Origin of the sequence: uncultured Granulicatella sp. (genome assembly GCF_963528195.1) — a bacterium.
In the GTDB taxonomy this organism is placed as follows: domain Bacteria; phylum Bacillota; class Bacilli; order Lactobacillales; family Aerococcaceae; genus Granulicatella.
This window is the reverse complement of record NZ_CAURVN010000003.1, coordinates 32,347-48,656: the sequence shown is the minus strand read 5'-3', so window position 1 is coordinate 48,656 and position 16,310 is coordinate 32,347. Positions and strand designations below refer to the sequence as shown.

16 protein-coding genes, 1 pseudogene and 1 other annotated feature are annotated in these 16,310 nt (G+C 32.9%); of the genes and pseudogenes, 14 read left to right on the top strand and 3 right to left on the bottom strand.

Features of this window, described 5'->3' with window-relative positions; all coding sequences use genetic code 11:
* Position 1: 1 nt before the first annotated feature.
* Positions 2-511, bottom strand: a complete 510-nt coding sequence (locus RWR88_RS01840; protein ID WP_314078392.1) for a divergent PAP2 family protein — start codon at positions 509-511, stop codon at positions 2-4.
* Positions 512-663: 152 nt separating this feature from the next.
* On the opposite strand from RWR88_RS01840, the gene RWR88_RS01835 reads away from it, so the two are divergent.
* The 4 genes from RWR88_RS01835 to RWR88_RS01820 all read left to right on the top strand — a co-directional run bounded on the left by RWR88_RS01835 (position 664) and on the right by RWR88_RS01820 (position 3,808).
* On the top strand, positions 664-1,311 hold the full coding sequence (locus RWR88_RS01835; RefSeq protein ID WP_314450343.1) for a CpXC domain-containing protein: 648 nt from the start codon (positions 664-666) through the stop codon (positions 1,309-1,311).
* Positions 1,312-1,405: 94 nt separating this feature from the next.
* On the top strand, positions 1,406-1,999 hold the full coding sequence (locus RWR88_RS01830; protein ID WP_314349828.1) for a peptidylprolyl isomerase: 594 nt from the start codon (positions 1,406-1,408) through the stop codon (positions 1,997-1,999).
* A gap of 9 nt (positions 2,000-2,008) precedes the next feature.
* Entirely contained in the window at positions 2,009-2,401 is a 393-nt protein-coding gene (locus tag RWR88_RS01825) for a CvfD/Ygs/GSP13 family RNA-binding post-transcriptional regulator (protein ID WP_006702336.1), read from the top strand.
* Positions 2,402-2,461: 60 nt separating this feature from the next.
* Positions 2,462-3,808 carry a glucose-6-phosphate isomerase gene (locus tag RWR88_RS01820; protein WP_314450342.1) on the top strand — a complete coding sequence of 449 codons (1,347 nt, stop codon included), beginning with the start codon at positions 2,462-2,464 and terminating at the stop codon, positions 3,806-3,808.
* A 331-nt stretch (positions 3,809-4,139) separates the two neighbouring features.
* Here RWR88_RS01820 and RWR88_RS01815 read toward each other — a convergent pair whose 3' ends face one another.
* Complete coding sequence (locus RWR88_RS01815; protein ID WP_314450340.1) at positions 4,140-4,754, bottom strand: response regulator transcription factor; 615 nt, start codon at positions 4,752-4,754, stop codon at positions 4,140-4,142.
* Positions 4,747-5,796 (bottom strand): histidine kinase, encoded by a 1,050-nt coding sequence (locus RWR88_RS01810; protein WP_314450339.1) that lies wholly within the window; start codon positions 5,794-5,796, stop codon positions 4,747-4,749. The genes RWR88_RS01815 and RWR88_RS01810 overlap by 8 nt, the downstream gene beginning before the upstream one ends.
* Positions 5,797-5,956: 160 nt before the next feature.
* Here RWR88_RS01810 and RWR88_RS01805 point away from each other — a divergent pair, with 160 nt between their 5' ends.
* From RWR88_RS01805 to thrS, 10 genes and pseudogenes are all read left to right on the top strand, one after another.
* On the top strand, positions 5,957-6,901 hold the full coding sequence (locus RWR88_RS01805; protein ID WP_314078407.1) for an ABC transporter ATP-binding protein: 945 nt from the start codon (positions 5,957-5,959) through the stop codon (positions 6,899-6,901).
* Positions 6,898-7,962, top strand: coding sequence for an ABC transporter permease (locus RWR88_RS01800; RefSeq protein ID WP_314450337.1), 1,065 nt, complete (start codon positions 6,898-6,900; stop codon positions 7,960-7,962). The genes RWR88_RS01805 and RWR88_RS01800 overlap by 4 nt, the downstream gene beginning before the upstream one ends.
* Complete coding sequence (locus tag RWR88_RS01795) at positions 7,949-9,088, top strand: ABC transporter permease (protein WP_314450336.1); 1,140 nt, start codon at positions 7,949-7,951, stop codon at positions 9,086-9,088. Before RWR88_RS01800 ends, RWR88_RS01795 begins: the two co-directional genes overlap by 14 nt.
* Before the next feature lie 187 nt (positions 9,089-9,275).
* The gene (locus RWR88_RS01790; protein ID WP_314450334.1) at positions 9,276-9,815 is read left to right on the top strand and encodes a DUF6609 family protein; all 540 of its coding nucleotides are present in this window, start codon (positions 9,276-9,278) and stop codon (positions 9,813-9,815) included.
* A gap of 114 nt (positions 9,816-9,929) precedes the next feature.
* Positions 9,930-10,247 (top strand): annotated as a pseudogene (locus tag RWR88_RS01785) (DUF3847 domain-containing protein).
* A gap of 219 nt (positions 10,248-10,466) precedes the next feature.
* The gene (coaE, locus tag RWR88_RS01780) at positions 10,467-11,072 is read left to right on the top strand and encodes a dephospho-CoA kinase (RefSeq protein WP_314450332.1); all 606 of its coding nucleotides are present in this window, start codon (positions 10,467-10,469) and stop codon (positions 11,070-11,072) included.
* A 29-nt stretch (positions 11,073-11,101) separates the two neighbouring features.
* Complete coding sequence (nrdR, locus tag RWR88_RS01775) at positions 11,102-11,578, top strand: transcriptional regulator NrdR (RefSeq protein WP_314450330.1); 477 nt, start codon at positions 11,102-11,104, stop codon at positions 11,576-11,578.
* A 12-nt stretch (positions 11,579-11,590) separates the two neighbouring features.
* A complete protein-coding gene (locus tag RWR88_RS01770) occupies positions 11,591-13,078 on the top strand; it encodes a DnaD domain protein (protein ID WP_314450328.1) in 1,488 nt (495 codons plus the stop codon).
* 2 nt (positions 13,079-13,080) lie between these two features.
* Complete coding sequence (dnaI, locus tag RWR88_RS01765) at positions 13,081-14,004, top strand: primosomal protein DnaI (RefSeq protein WP_314450327.1); 924 nt, start codon at positions 13,081-13,083, stop codon at positions 14,002-14,004.
* A gap of 70 nt (positions 14,005-14,074) precedes the next feature.
* Positions 14,075-14,285: a binding site (T-box leader), on the top strand.
* Between the two features lie 75 nt (positions 14,286-14,360).
* The gene (thrS, locus tag RWR88_RS01760) at positions 14,361-16,304 is read left to right on the top strand and encodes a threonine--tRNA ligase (protein WP_314450325.1); all 1,944 of its coding nucleotides are present in this window, start codon (positions 14,361-14,363) and stop codon (positions 16,302-16,304) included.
* Positions 16,305-16,310 lie beyond the last annotated feature (6 nt).

The following is a 16,310-nucleotide window of genomic DNA, read 5'->3' as shown; positions in this document are numbered from 1 at the left end:
CTTAGAAATATAAGAAGCGTAATAGGATAGCAATTACAATTCCTGTCATTGCACCACCAAATACTTCTACTGGTTTATGTCCAAGATATTTCTTAATAATTAATTTTTTATTTTCTTCTGTATTAAATAATTGAATCGGTTCATCATCATCAATTTCAATTTCTGATAATTTTGTAGATTCATCTCTTAATTGTTCTTCAAATAATTGTGATAATAAAATTCCTTGTTCACCACTTTGACGTCTAACCGCCATCGCATCAAACATGACAATCACACCAAATGTTGTGGCAATTGCTACAAGTGGAGAAGCAAATCCATATTCCAACCCAAGAGCTGTAATGAGTGAAGTAACGGCAGCAGAGTGAGAACTCGGCATTCCACCCGTACTTGTCATAAGGGATAAATGTGCTCCTTTTTTTCGAGTGAAAAAGGCAATTGGGAATTTAACAAATTGTGCAAATAATATTGATGATAATGCTGCTATTAAAGGATAATTTTCAAAAATAGTCATAAAAATACACTCTTTCCTAATTAGTCTTTTATACTATACCATATTCTCAAACGTTATACCAAATAAGGAAAGTAAAAACAGTAAATAAAAGGGGAAAGTTTTTGACGAGCATGGTATACTAGGCACAGTAGAATTCGAAAGAAGGTATATTCATGACAGAAGTAAATCAAGTCCCAATTCACTGTGAAACATGTCAAAAGTCTTTTGACTATACGATTTATCAAAATGTGAATGTGACTGAAACTCCAGAGTTAAAAGAAAAATTAATCAATCAAACAGTATTTCAATGTACTTGTCCACATTGTGGGCAAAAATATTTTATTCCATATATTTTGAATTATCAGGATATGGATAAGAAAATTTTAATTCATTTCTTCCCAAAAGAAGAAGAGATGCAAAAAGAATTGCAACAAGTCTTAATTGATGATCAAACAACCAATCAAGATTTTTTAGATAGCGGATATGCTGTTCGATATGTAGGAAGTTGTGATGAATTTTTTGAAAAGTTATGCATTGCTGAAGAAGGGTATGATGACCGCATCATTGAAATTGTAAAATATTATTGCGTAGATCGAATGTTGCAAAAAAATATCATATTTGATCGTATTCTTTTTAGTAATCAACAAGAAGCTGGAGTAGGAATTTATATTGTAAATGGAAAGCAAATTTCTCATTTTATTCCAGTTTCAGAAGAACTATTAAAAATTGCAGAAAAGCAATTAGAAAAAGCAAAGCCAGAGAAAGATTTATTAGTGGATCGTTATTGGGCACAAATTGTTGCTTCTGTTGGAGAAGAGTAGGTTGAAGCTTTGTCCATAAATTGATAAAAAAGGCATTTTATGGTTTAATTGAAGCAGTATAAAACTTAGAAAAGAAGGGAAGAATAAGGGGAAAATGGTTATATTTCCACAATTAAGAAGACAATTAAAAGGAAACCCTGTTGTAATTTTACATACAAATATGGGGGATATTACTTTAGAATTATTTAAAAAGCGTGCACCAAAGACGGTTAAAAACTTTGTGACACATGCGAAAAATGGTTATTACGACGGAGTGATTTTTCATCGTGTTATTGAAGACTTTATGATTCAAGGTGGAGACCCAACTGGTACTGGTATGGGTGGAGAATCGATTTGGGGTCCAAAATTTGAAGATGAATTTTCAAAAGAATTATTTAATCTTTACGGAGCTCTTTCAATGGCAAATGCTGGGCCAAATACAAATGGTTCACAATTTTTCATCGTAACAGCAAAACATGTTCCTGCTCAAATGTTAACACAATTAAAAGAGATGGGATGGCCAGAAAAAATTGTTGAAGCTTATGCAAAAGATGGTGGAACACCATGGTTAGATCATCGTCATACTGTTTTTGGTCGTGTTGTTGAAGGAATGGACGTTGTATTAAAAATTGAATCCGTTAAACGCAATGGTCAAGACCGTCCATTAGAAGATGTTGTGATTGAATCAACGACAGTAGTGAAAGGCTAGGGGTTGAAAATGACACAGACGTATCGCATTGGAGATGTGATTACTGCTAAAGTGACAGGAGTTCAGCCTTACGGAATTTTTCTAGCATTGGATGAAGAAACACAAGGATTAATTCATATTTCTGAATGTAAGCATGGATATATGGATAATGTGCATAATTTTGTAAAAATTGGAGAAGAAGTAACTGCAAAAGTGATTGATGTAGATGAATTTACCGATAAAATTAGTTTATCAATTCGTGCATTAGAAAAATTAGATGTACCTTCTACACCAACGAGAATTAAGCGAAATAAGAAACGCTTTACTCCTCCAATAGGATTTTCATCTTTAGCGCATCAATTGCCGTATTGGATTGAAGAGGCGCAAGAAAAATTTGTAAAACCAAAAGAAAACAAAGCTTAGTAGTATTCATTTTATAGAAAAATTGATATAATAGAAGAAGAAATTTTTAGGAGGTTCATTATGGGACATATTTCATTTGATTATTCCAAAGCATTAGGTTTCTTTAATCAAGAAGAAATCAATCAATTACAATCAACTGTAACAGCAGTTGACAAAGATTTAAGAGAGGGATTAGGAGCAGGTGCAGATTTCACTGGTTGGATTAACTTACCTCGTGACTATGATAAAGAAGAATTTGCTCGTATCAAAGAAGCAGCTAAAAAAATTCAAGAAGATTCTGAAGTATTAGTTGTTATTGGTATTGGTGGTTCATATTTAGGAGCTCGTGCAGCAATTGATTTCTTAAATCATGCATTCTACAACTATTTACCAGCAGAACAACGTAAAGCACCTCAAGTGTTATTCGCAGGAAACAGCATTAGCTCAACTTACTTACATGGTTTAATTGAGTTAATTGGAGACCGTGATTTCTCAGTAAACGTAATTTCTAAATCAGGTACAACTACAGAACCAGCGATTGCGTTCCGTGTGTTCAAAGATTTATTAATTAAAAAATATGGTAAAGAAGAAGCGGTTAAACGTATTTATGCAACAACTGACCGTGCTCGTGGAGCATTAAAATCAGAAGCAGATGTTGAAGGTTATCAAACATTTGTCATTCCAGATGATGTAGGTGGACGTTTCACTGTATTAACAGCTGTAGGTTTATTACCAATTGCTGTAACTGGTGCAGATGTAGATGCGTTAATGCAAGGGGCTGAAGATGCTCGTGTGGCTTATAGCTCACCAAACTTAAAAGAAAATGAAGCTTATCAATATGCGGTAGCTAGAAATGTGTTATACCGTAAAGGTAAAGTGACTGAATTATTAATTAATTATGAGCCAACTTTACAATACTTCTCTGAATGGTGGAAACAATTATTCGGTGAATCTGAAGGGAAAGACTTGAAAGGTATTTATCCTTCAAGTGCGAACTTCTCAACTGATTTACACTCATTAGGTCAATATATCCAAGAAGGTCAACGTAATATCTTCGAAACGGTTATTAAAGTGGGTACTCCTAATGAAACTGTAACAATTCCTGAAACTGAGGAAGATTTAGATGGTTTAGGTTATTTACAAGGTAAAACAATGGATTTTGTAAATACAAAAGCTTTCCAAGGTACTTTATTAGCGCATACGGATGGTCAAGTACCAAACTTTGTGGTAACAATTCCTGATATGTCAGCTTATACTTTAGGTCATTTAATTTACTTCTTCGAAATCGCTGTAGGTATTTCTGGTTACTTAAATGGTGTGAATCCGTTTGATCAACCTGGTGTTGAAGCGTATAAGAAAAATATGTTTGCTTTATTAGGTAAACCAGGATTTGAAGAACTAGCAGAAGAGTTGAACAATCGTTTATAATAGTTAAAAATTTTAATGGAATTTCCAAAATGTAGCAAGGACGCAAGCAGCCTCGCCAAGCGAGTCTCATTGCTAAATTTTGAGCCTGAGGTCTCAAAATTTCCTGTGATTGGAACGGCTATGCCGTTTCAATCACTGCTGCTACGGGGAAATTCCTTTTTTGTTTGCCATCATAAGATGGGAGACGTATTGAAGTTAGAAATGGAATTTCCAAGATGTAGCAAAGGACGCCAGCAGATCTGCGGTCTCATGGCTGCTACATGGAAATTCCTTTTTTTATAATGGCATATTAAAAAGACACCACTTTGTGGTGTCTTTCGTCATTAATAGTTCATTCTACCAAATCTTTATAGTAATAAATGGCTAATTGGGTTCTGTCTCTTAAGTTTAATTTTTCTAAAAGTAAGGAGAGGTAGTTTCGGATGGTGCCTTCGCTTAAGTACATTTTTTCTGCGATTTCTTTATTATTGTATCCTTCTGCTATTAAATACAATAATTCATTTTCTCTTTCGTTTAGAAGCTTACTAGTTTTTCGTTGAACCAATTTTTTAACAGGCATATCAATCGTTGAATCGTATACAATTTGATGATTCATAACTGCTTCGATGGCAGGGATGATGCCTTTAATATGTTGTTTTAATAAATATCCTTTACAGCCAATCGCTAATGCTTTTGTAATATATTCATCATCTTGAAAGGTCGTTAAAAATAAAATTTTTGCTTCAGGATAGTCTTGTAAAATATGACTAGCTGCATCAATTCCAGAAGTAGGTTCCATTCGAATGTCCATTAAAACTAAATCAGGCTGATGTTGTTCGTATAGTTGAATCGCTTCAGCTCCATTACTTCCCATTCCAACGACTTCAATATGAGATTGGGCAGAAAGAATGGTTTCTAATGCTTGTAATACTAAATAATCATCATCAATAAGAATCGTTTTAATCATGAGAGGCCTCCTGTTTTGGAATACGAATAAAAATTTCGTATCCATTTTTTGTTTGAAGTGTAAAATCTCCATTGTGTTTTTCCACTAGTTCCTTCATCATTGTCAGTCCCATGCCTGAGGGAGTATTAGTTGGACGGTCACCATTATCTCTATAATCAATGGTGTAGGTTGTTTTTTGTTCTAAAAGGAATAATTGAAGTTGCGTTCCATTAGAATGTTTCATGAAATTTGTCGTCAATTCCTTACAAATCGTTAAAATATCATATTTTATAGTAATCGGAATACTATCTGATATAGTGTTTGTAAAATTCACTTGTGCTTTTTCCTTTAAAGGTTGAAGGAGTGTATCCATTCTTTGTGAAAGTGAGAAGGAGTCATCATACATTTGGTGAATAGTTAATCGAATGTTATCCATTTCCTGTTGTAAAATGCTTGATAAATGTTCTAATTTTTCTTCCACAATGGGTTCAGTTGTAATAATTTGAAGAGCTTCTAATTGCATAATAGAAGCACTCAAAGTATGTCCTAGTTGATCATGTAATGCATGAGAAATCCGATTTCTTTCTTTCAAAGTTGCAATTTCCATTTGTTTTAAAACTTCTTCAGAGCTTGATTGTTGGCGTTGGACTAATTTTAGACGTTCTAGTTCTAAATCATTTTGTATTTGATAATTTTTCTTTTGAAAAGCCTCATCCTTTTGAGTTTGTAACATAATATAACTACCAATGATACCGAGGATAATGGTAAATAAATGAGGATATAAAAATAAAATCACTCCTGAAAAAATTCCGCCTAAACCGTATAAGTGAACCGCATGCATGATGAATAGAACACTATAAAGTCCAGTCTGTGGAAAGAGAATACAAAGTATTCCAGAAATCCCTAATGCTATTGATGAAATGAGTTTTGAACTTACATAAGGGGAAAGAGAGAGGATATAGATACAAAATCCTAGAAAAATTGTCGAAAGTTCAATATTTTCCTGTGCTAAAAAAATACTGATGAGAATAAAAAATAATGATTTTTCAATGAATGTACGCAAGACTATCCCTCCAATCTGCTTTTTATTGTAGTATAACTGCAAAAGTCACAAAATTCTATAAAAATATGACAAATGTCATATGCAGATGATGATATTTGACACTAGGTAAGAGTGAAGACATTTTATATACTAAGATTGTGATGAAAGGATAGGTGAACATATGGAAACAAGTATTGTAGTTAAAGGTTTAGTGAAACGTTATAAAGATTTAATGGCATTAAATCACTTTGAAATTGAGATTCAAAAAGGGGAGTTATTAGCACTTCTTGGTCCAAATGGATGTGGAAAAACAACTTTAATCAATTGTATGCTAGGATTTTTAACATTTGATAGTGGAGAGATTACCGTGTTAGGAGAAAATCAATTTCCATTATCTGCTAAAGCTAGAGGACAAATTGGAATTGTACCGCAAGAGTTAGCTTATTTAGAAAATTTAACAGTGGAAGAAAATATTGATTTCTTTTGTGGACTATATATTTCAGATTCAACATTGCGAAAACAATATGTAAAAGAAGCGATTGAATTTACAGAATTACAAGATTTTCGTAAATTTCTTCCGAAAAAATTAAGTGGAGGATTGAAACGCCGATTAAATATTGCTTGCGGAATCGTCCATAAACCTTCCTTAATTTTCTTCGATGAACCGACTGTTGCAGTGGATACTCAAAGTCGTTCGTTTATTTTGGACGGAATTCGTCAATTAAATGAAAAAGGTAGTACCATTATTTATACCACTCATTATTTAGATGAAGTGGATGGATTAAGTGATCGTATTGTGATTATGGATAAAGGAAAGAGCATTATCTCTGGAACGTCTCAAGAATTAAAAGCATCAATTACTACTTCAGAAATTATTCAAGTAGAATTAACGACCATTCCAACGAGTGAACAATTAGAGCGATTAAGACAAATTCCTCAAATTTTAGTAATGGAAGAACAAAAACAACAGTTGAAGTTTCATTTTAAAAAGGGAAATAATCATTTAATGCATGTTGCCAACACGATTGAAGAATTGCAATTAAATTATGTGCGTTTATATAGTGAACAACCAAGTTTAGATGATGTATTTCTAGCCTATACTGGGAAAGGACTTCGTGATAGATGATGACATTTCTAAAGTTATTTAAGTATTTATTTAAAAATACGGTAAAAGATTTTGCATTTTCATTTTGGGTATTATGTTATCCAGTGATTTTAATGACTTTCTTCTATTTATCACTTTCTGGTGTGATTCATCAGGAATTAAATCCCGTTCGAGTGGCGATAACTAAGGATCATCCTTTTCATTTTGTATTCGAACAAGCAGGGGAGAATTTTGAAATTATAGATGTCACTTCAGCAGAAGAGGGCAAGCAGTTAACGCTTGAAGAAAAAGCAGATGGATTTGTTGACAATAATTTAGATATTGTAGTGGCAAAAGAATCAGGTGTTCCTCAAAGTGTTTTGAAAAATGTGGTCACTCAAATCAAACAAGTTCAATCTCTTGGAAAAAGTGCCTCTACCATTGATTTTAAAAAAAGTTGGATAAAAGAAACAAAGAGTGATGTTAGTGAAGGAACGATGCTGTTCTATTCAAGTCTAGCAAGTTTTGCAATGTATTCTATTTTTAGTGGAGTTGTTTGTGTAGCATATATGAATGGTAATTTATCTGAAGTGGGACGAAGAGTTATGGGAAGTTCATTTAGTAAATGGAAATTTCTGATTTACAGTTTTGCTACAGGATTAACGTTGAATTTACTTTCGAATGCACTTTTATTAGTGTATATGACTCAAATTTTAAAATTACAGTTATTTACGGATTGGACAGGTAGTATTTTATTAATGCTTATAGGAAATATTTTTGGATTATCCTTTGGAATTTTAATAGGAACTCTTCAACAGTTGAGTATACAAGGACGGATTATAGTAGCATTAATGACCAATATGATTGCATCCGCTATTGCAGGATTAATGGGAAGTAGTATACGAGCATTTATGAATACCCATCTCCCAGGGGTGAATCAGTATAATCCGGTAGCTTTGATTATATCTGGATTTTATCAATTAAACCGTTTAAATGAGGGAACACAAATGACTCGTATTTTTGGATTACTAGGATTTTATACACTTCTATTAATGGTCTTTGCATTATGGAGATTAAGGAGAACACGTTATGACAGTTTATAAGTATTTTTTAAAACTTACGAATCGTTACAAAATATATGGCATTATTTATTTAGTTATTTTTATCGGGATGGCTTTACTTCAAATTTCTAAGATAGATGAAAGGAAGCATTTTGAAGATGTTCCCGTTAAAATGATGATTAAAGATGAATCGAATGGTACTAACGAAATCATTAATCAATTGATTCAAACTCTTCAAAAGAAACATAAAGTACAAAAAACGACAAAAAGTGATACGAGTATGAAAGAAGCCATCTATGCAGGAGATGTAGATGCAGGATTATGGATTCCAAGTGATGCTCAATCAAAATTGGAAAAAGAACAAGAAGTTGTTGAGATGGAAATCTCCAATTCATTATCGGGACATTTAATTCGTGAGTATGTAAATTCTTATCTTCGATATGCAGTTGCTTTGAAAAAAGAAGGGAATTTTAATCCAGAAACAATAGAAAAGATTATGGATCAAGAAGTAACAGTAATGCTTCTTTCTAAAGAAAAAGCGGTATCCAGTCAATACTCTAAAGAAAAATTTGGTAAAAATTACTTTGCCTATAGTCCATTTATTTATTTTTCAGTGTTCATTTATTTATTTGGTACGATTTTTTCTAAAATGAAAGGAAAAGAAGTTGCCAAGAGAGTTGCAATTGCAATGAAAGATGAACGTCGAGTGATGTTGGAACAATTTTTAGCAGGGTTAACGATTGTAGGTTTAATTGTTGGTATTAATCTGCTTTTTGTAGGGATTTTAGCTCCTGAATTTTATGCAAGTTCTCAAGCATTGAAGATTTTATTATTAAGTACAGCGTCGGCAATTTCAGCTTATGCTTTGTCATTTCTTTGTGCAGTAGTAATTGGCGAGAATCAATATGCTTATTCAGCTGCAAGTACAATTTTGGGGACGGGATTGGCATTTTTATCCGGAATTTTTGTTCCTTTAAAATTGGTAAGTTCATATGGAGTCAACATTGCTAAATTCTTCCCAGTTTATTATGTGACTTCAGCAGCAAGCAATTCTTCAACAGAGTTTTCTAGTTATGCATTCCATTTAGGGATGATTGTTTTATTTACCGTTTTATATGTCGTTATGGCCTTTAGCGTACAGCGCATTCGTCGTATTAATAAGTTTTAATTGGAAATTCCTGGTAAATTCTCAATCTAAGTTCTAGTTTTGATACTTAACTAGAAGTTACTTTGAAACTTTACGGAGGAATAGTAGTGAATGAGTATGAAATCTGGCAGTAGAAAAATTCCTGAAAATTCTAAAATATTAAGTGAAATAGATAAATAAATTAAGATTAAGAGAGGTTTTTCGGCGAATGTTAGGATATGAAAAAAATAAAAAGTTAGAATTTAATTATAAAAAATCTGGCGGTTTATGGTTAATTGCGGTTGCCATAGTTATCGCTGTTGCTACCTTAATAGGTGGACAACAAATTATAAATATGCAAGTGTTTAGTATAGGTTATGTAGTTTGCTTTTTTTTAATTAATATGAATAAAAACTTACTAAAAAAACTATCCACTGGATCATCGACTAAATTTCAAAATAAGGTTTCTAAATACTCAATAATATTACTGTTTATATTAATGATTTTTTTAGGAGGTCCATTTTTTGCTACGGAGAATTGGAGATTGATATGGTTAGGAGCATTATTAGCCACAGCATTGCATTTTTCCCCATTCTATTTTGTACATGGAAAATCAATGGTTTTATTAGGAATTATGTGCACTATTAATATTATCATGGGGTATATTTTTTCTGGTGTCTCTTTGGTACTCTTTGCCTATATTGATGCAATCATTAAATTTATATTTGGAGTTTATTTGTTATTTTTTTCTAATGTAACAAAGCAATAAATTCCAATTGTTTGTTGAACTAGCAACTTAATAAAAATAACAGAGAAACAGTAAATAGGAAAAGGTTTACTGTTTTTTTCTTTGCTCAAAATAAGAAAGAGAGGAAAAGACAAAATGAAAAACATAGAAGAAAAAATCTTAATGGTAGATGAAGAAATTAAGCAATTACAAAATAAAAGAAAAAAACTCACCAGTCAGCAGAAACAGGAAGAAAGAAAAAAGAGAGATAAAAGAATATATGAAAAAGGAGCAGTCTTTGAAAATAGCTTTACAGAAAGCAAGAACTTAAGCAAAGATGAATTTTATCAGCTAATCATATCTCTAATTTGTAAAGAGGAAGCCGATATTAAAATATAAAAAATCATAGAAAAAAGAGAAGAAACAGAAGTAGAAATTACAGAAAACCAAGAGGCGGAAATGGACATCGAATAATAGTTTCTTGTTTACAAAGGCGCACATATACACCTTAACAGGTGTAGTGACCCCAAAAAGTTAGATCAAAAATCTAACTTTTTGGGGTCGGTACTCGCAAAGCGAGGCTTATTTCTGCTACGGGGAAATTCCTTTTTTGTTCTTCATATTATAGTTTTTTATTGCATCAATCTTTGTTTTCATCTAACATAGAACAAAAGAGCTATAAGGAGGAATTTTATGAAAATTGTTGGATTAACAGGCGGGATTTCTTCTGGGAAATCTACGGTATCTTCTTATTTAAAACAATTGAAAATTCCTGTCATTGATGCAGATGAAGTTGCTCGTAAAGTAGTTGAACCCAATAGTCAAGGCGCTATAGAAATTAGAAAAGCTTTCGGTAGTGATGTATTTGAAGAAGATGGAAGCTTAAATCGTCAAAAATTAGGCGCATTAATTTTTTCAAATGCAGAAAATCGTCAAAAACTAGATGAGCTATTACAGCCTCTCATTAAAATTATGATTTTAGATGAAATCGAAGAGTATCGTCAAAAAGGGGAGACAATGATTGTTTTAGATTTGCCCCTATTATTTGAAAAACATTATGAGGAATTATGCGAAGAAATTATCGTTGTTTATATTCCAAGAGAGCTACAATTAGAACGATTAATGAGAAGAAATCAATATACAAAACAAGAAGCGCTGTCTCGAATCGATTCTCAATTATCCATTGAAGAAAAACGGAAAAGAGCGACAGTTTTATTAGATAATCAAGGCACGATTCAGCAGTTATATCATCAAGTTGAACAGTGGCTAGTAGAAACGAAAAATGATATACTACAATAAGAAAAAACTTGAAGAAAGGGGACATCGTCATGCAATGTCCAAGATGTAAATTTAATGGTTCACGAGTGATTGATAGCCGTCCAGCAGACGATGGTCGTTCAATTAGAAGAAGAAGAGAATGTGATGAATGTGGTTATCGATTCACAACTTTTGAAAGATTAGAAAAAGCGCCGATTTTAGTCATTAAAAGAAATGGAAATCGCGAGGCGTTTAATCGTGAAAAATTATTAAATGGATTAGTTCGTTCTGCTGAAAAACGTCCGATTCCATTAAGTCAATTAGAACAAATTGTGAATGAAGTAGAACATACGATTAATCAAGAAGGAGAAAATGAAATCTCAAGTATGTTAATTGGAGAGATGGTCATGGACTATCTTGCTAAAATTGATGATATTGCCTATATTCGTTTTGCAAGTGTATACCGTCAATTTACTGATAGAAAAATGTTCTTAAAAGAATTAGAGAGAATGTCTTTTGAAATGGATCGTAAAGATAATAAATCATAATAGGAGGATCAAATGGACGAGAAATCAATAAAGTGGAGTCAGTTGAATCCACGTGATTGTATTCAAGTGACTCAGCAAGTTTGGCTGACACAACGTGAATTACAATTTGTGACGCAATTATATGTACCATTTTTAGGGGTTCAAGCCTCAACTTTATATTTAGTCTTATTTAGTGAGCTTTCTCCGAATTCCTATCAAAGTGATGTCATTCAATTGGCAGATTTATTAGCATTAGTGAATATGGGAATTCCAGATTTTTATCAAGCAAGAATCCGTTTAGAATCAGTTGGCTTATTAAAAACCTATCGCTATGAAGATGAAGAATCGATTAGTGCTCAATATACATTTGAATTACAAGCACCAGCGAGTCCGAATTTATTTTTCAAAGATGCTTTATTATCTACACTTTTAGTGAATCAAGTAGGTCATCAACGTTTTGAAATCTTACAAAAACGTTTTAGTGTAAAGGAAAAGGCTCCTTATGGTCAAGATGTTACCAGTACTTTCCAAGAAGGATTCCAATTACCTTTTAATATGTCACAGTACAAGAGAAATATTGCTCAAGAAAAACAAATGATTAAAGATGTGAAGCAACAAGAATCATTAGTTATGAATTCTAATATTGATTGGGAATTATTAACGGACCTGTTAAAGAGTCAATTTGTTCATGAACAGGCTTTAACAGATGAAGTGAAGCAAATGTTAAATAGCTTCCAATTATATTATGGATTAACGGAAAGAGAAATTGCGCAATATGTGATTTATGCTGCAGATTTATCAACGGGTGAGATTGATGAAAAGGAATTGTATTCGATTATTATTAATGCTAATCAGCATTTAGCAGCTTCTAAACAAGAGGAATCTACTGTAACTTCAGTTGTTCCGAAAGAAGAAAGTATGCCTGTAGTTTCAGAAGTTGTTGTAGAAGAACAACAAGAAACAACTCCAACGTCTACTCATTTACCTCAGGCGATTCAACGATTAATTACATTAGCAAAAGAAATGACGCCTTTTGACTTTATGACAAGTATTAAGCAACAAAGAAATGGTTATGTTTCAAATGGAGAACAGCGGATTATTTTAGATTTAGTTCAAGTAGGAACGATTCCATCTGAAGTGATTAATATTTTAATTCATTACGTATTAGTTGTTAAAAATAATCCAACGATTAATAAAAATTTAATCGATACGATTGCGAATGATTGGAGTCAAAAAGGGATTCAAACAGCTGAACAAGCGATTGAAGCAGTTCGTCAAAGAGATAAAGAATTTAAAGCTAGTCGTAAAGAAAAAATTGAAAACCGACAAGTACAATCATACTCAGGTAAAAAATATTATGGAAATGCTCCGAAAGGAAGAGTGGCTTCTGTTCCTGACTGGGCGATGAAACCAAATGAAACAAAAGAAAGTCCATTGGATGATGAAAATCTTCAATTATTAAAAGCTCAGCTTTCTCAATTGAAAACAAGTGGGAATTCTGAACAAGTGAAGGGAGAATAGAGATGGAAGGAATGCAAGATTTATTTGGCAATAAAACGGCTACTACAGCATTTCAACAACAATATCAAAAGATTGTAGCAGAAGTTTTACAAGATAAAGAAGTTCAACAATTTTTACAAGAACATCAAGATGAAATTCCACAAGAAAATTTAGTGAAAAGCTATTCAGCCCTATTGGAATATATTCAACAACGTGATGCTCGTATCCAAGGAGTAGAAACATACATTAAAGGGATGGAACCACTATTAAGGGTCAACCAAGGTTTTGTCGAAGTTGTGTATCGTCCAACTCAAGAGTTTATCCAAAAACAACAGGAGCAAGATTTAACAAATCGAATTCATGCCATTAATATGCCTAAAAATTTATTACAGGTGACATTAAATTCCTTAGATATTACAAAAGAGCGTCAAGAAACTTTTCAAGCTTCATTGCAATTTATTAATGAATTGTCTGCAAAACCAAATGAGTTTCATCGTGCGATTTATTTAGTTGGTTCATTTGGAGTTGGAAAAACGTATTTCTTAGCAGCTATTGCAAATGAATTAGCTCAACTCGGATTTGAAACAACTTTAGTGCATGTTCCAACTTTATCGAGTGAATTAAAAAGTGCGATTGGTGCGAATCGTTTAGAAGAAAAGGTTGAATTTTTAAAAACTTCACCAATCTTAATGCTAGATGATATTGGAGCTGAATCAAATTCTGCATGGTTTAGAGATGAAATTTTAATGATTGTATTAGAATATCGTATGATGCAACAATTACCAACATTCTTTTCATCTAATTTAACGATTGAAGAATTACAAGAACATTTAAGTGTCTCAAATCGTGGAGATGTAGAACTATTAAAGGCGAAACGTTTAATTGAACGTGTACGTTTCCTATCGAAAGAAATTTTCTTGGCGGGAGAAAATCGTCGCTATTCATAATTTTCAAAAAAGAAACAAATGACTTGATTTTTATAAAATTAGTGGTAGAATAGCTAATGAATTAAATATTTTGAAAATGATGAAAAAGACAAGAAACTGTTATCTGGTTATCTAATAGAGAGAAGTGGGTTGGTGGAACACTTCATCCGAGATAGTTTTACCACTTTTGAATCCTTGTTTGAATGAAGTAAGGCAAGGCGTAGCGGAGCGTTAGTCCGTTTAAAAGATTCGTTTAAAACGAATGAATTTGGGTGGAACCACGTAGAAATAACGTCCCATAGTTTGTATGAGTATGCAAACTATGGTTTTTTTGTTTTTTAAAGCATTTTTGAAAGGAAAGAAGGAGAACAATGTCAATGATTAAAGTTACATTTCCAGATGGAGCTGTAAAAGAATTTGAACAAGGAATTTCAGTGAAAGAAGTTGCTGAAAGTATTAGTAAGAGCTTAGCAAAAAAAGCACTTGCAGGTAAAGTAAATGGAGAATTAGTCGATTTAGAGCATGCATTAACTGAAGATGCTAGTATTGAAATCGTAACACCAGACCATGAAGATGCATTAGGAATTTTACGTCACTCAACTGCGCACTTATTAGCGCATGCGTTAACTCGTTTATACCCAGGAATTCACTTTGGGGTAGGGCCAGCAATTGAATCTGGATTTTACTATGATACAGATATGCCAAACCAATTAACAGAAGACGCTCTTCCAGAAGTAGAAGCTGAAATGATGAAAATTGTAAAAGAAAACTATCCAATCGTACGTCGTGAAGTAAGTCGTGCAGAAGCGTTAGAAATCTTTGCAAATGATCCATATAAAGTAGAATTAATTAATGGTTTACCAGAAGATGAAACAATTTCTATTTATCAACAAGAAGATTTCGTAGACTTATGTCGTGGAATTCACGTACCTTCAACAGGACGTATTCAAGTCTTCAAATTATTATCTCTTGCAGGAGCATACTGGAGAGGGAATTCTGATAACAAGATGATGCAACGTGTATACGGAACAGCATTCTTTGATAAAGCAGACTTAAAAGAATTCTTGAAAATGCGTGAAGAAGCTAAAGAACGTGACCATCGTAAATTAGGAAAAGAATTAGACTTATTTATGATTAGCCAAGAAGTTGGTTCAGGATTACCATTCTGGTTACCAAAAGGTGCTACAATTCGTCGTACAATTGAACGTTACATTGTAGACAAAGAAATTTCTCTTGGATATCAACATGTGTACACTCCAGTAATGGCTGATGTAGGTTTATACAAAACTTCAGGTCACTGGGCACACTATCAAGAAGATATGTTCCCTCCAATGGATATGGGAGATGGCGAATTATTAGTATTACGCCCAATGAACTGTCCTCACCACATGATGGTTTATAAAAATCATATTCACAGCTACCGTGAATTACCAATCCGTATTGCTGAATTAGGTATGATGCACCGTTATGAAAAATCAGGAGCATTATCTGGTTTACAACGTGTACGTGAAATGACATTAAATGATGGTCATACATTTGTTCGTCCAGATCAAATTAAAGATGAGTTCAAACGTATTTTAGATTTAATTCGTGAAGTATATAAAGATTTCAATGTAAAAGATTATCGTTTCCGTTTAAGTTATCGTGATCCAGAAGATAAACATAAATACTTTGATGATGATGAAATGTGGAACAAAGCAGAAGCAATGTTAAAAGAAGCAATGGATGAAATGGGCTTAGAATACTTTGAAGCTATTGGTGAAGCTGCATTCTATGGTCCAAAATTAGATATCCAATTCAAAACAGCAATGGGCTTAGAAGAAACAATGTCTACAATCCAATTAGACTTCTTATTACCAGAACGTTTCGATTTAACTTATGTGGGTGAAGATGGAGATAACACTCACCGTCCAGTAGTTATTCACCGTGGGGTAGTTTCAACTGCAGAACGTTTTGTAGCTTATTTAATCGAAGAATATAAAGGAGCATTCCCAACTTGGTTAGCTCCAGTTCAAGCAACTATTATTCCAGTAAGTGTAGAACATCATTATGATGCAGCTCGTGCATTAAAAGAAAAAATGATGAGCTTAGGATTACGTGTTGAATTAGATGACCGTAATGAAAAAATGGGTTACAAGATTCGTGCCTCTCAAACACAAAAAATCCCTTATCAATTAGTAATTGGGGATAAAGAAGTTGAAGAAGGAACAGTGACTGTTCGTCGCTATGGTTCAAAAGAAACTGTCACAATGACAGTTGAAGCATACTTAGAACGTGTTCAACGTGAAATTGCAAACTTCTCTCGTCCATTAGAAGACTAATAGATT

Bases quoted from the DNA above. Each gene is read 5' to 3' on its own strand.
- RWR88_RS01840 (WP_314078392.1), bottom strand. From the start codon at position 511: ATGACTATTTTTGAAAATTATCCTTTAATAGCAGCATTATCATCAATA.
- RWR88_RS01790 (WP_314450334.1), top strand. From the start codon at position 9,276: ATGTTAGGATATGAAAAAAATAAAAAGTTAGAATTTAATTATAAAAAA.
- RWR88_RS01820 (WP_314450342.1), top strand. From the start codon at position 2,462: ATGGGACATATTTCATTTGATTATTCCAAAGCATTAGGTTTCTTTAAT.
- nrdR (WP_314450330.1), top strand. From the start codon at position 11,102: ATGCAATGTCCAAGATGTAAATTTAATGGTTCACGAGTGATTGATAGC.
- coaE (WP_314450332.1), top strand. From the start codon at position 10,467: ATGAAAATTGTTGGATTAACAGGCGGGATTTCTTCTGGGAAATCTACG.
- RWR88_RS01835 (WP_314450343.1), top strand. From the start codon at position 664: ATGACAGAAGTAAATCAAGTCCCAATTCACTGTGAAACATGTCAAAAG.
- RWR88_RS01815 (WP_314450340.1), bottom strand. From the start codon at position 4,754: ATGATTAAAACGATTCTTATTGATGATGATTATTTAGTATTACAAGCA.
- dnaI (WP_314450327.1), top strand. From the start codon at position 13,081: ATGGAAGGAATGCAAGATTTATTTGGCAATAAAACGGCTACTACAGCA.
- RWR88_RS01825 (WP_006702336.1), top strand. From the start codon at position 2,009: ATGACACAGACGTATCGCATTGGAGATGTGATTACTGCTAAAGTGACA.
- RWR88_RS01800 (WP_314450337.1), top strand. From the start codon at position 6,898: ATGATGACATTTCTAAAGTTATTTAAGTATTTATTTAAAAATACGGTA.
- RWR88_RS01770 (WP_314450328.1), top strand. From the start codon at position 11,591: ATGGACGAGAAATCAATAAAGTGGAGTCAGTTGAATCCACGTGATTGT.
- RWR88_RS01830 (WP_314349828.1), top strand. From the start codon at position 1,406: ATGGTTATATTTCCACAATTAAGAAGACAATTAAAAGGAAACCCTGTT.
- RWR88_RS01795 (WP_314450336.1), top strand. From the start codon at position 7,949: ATGACAGTTTATAAGTATTTTTTAAAACTTACGAATCGTTACAAAATA.
- RWR88_RS01805 (WP_314078407.1), top strand. From the start codon at position 5,957: ATGGAAACAAGTATTGTAGTTAAAGGTTTAGTGAAACGTTATAAAGAT.
- thrS (WP_314450325.1), top strand. From the start codon at position 14,361: ATGATTAAAGTTACATTTCCAGATGGAGCTGTAAAAGAATTTGAACAA.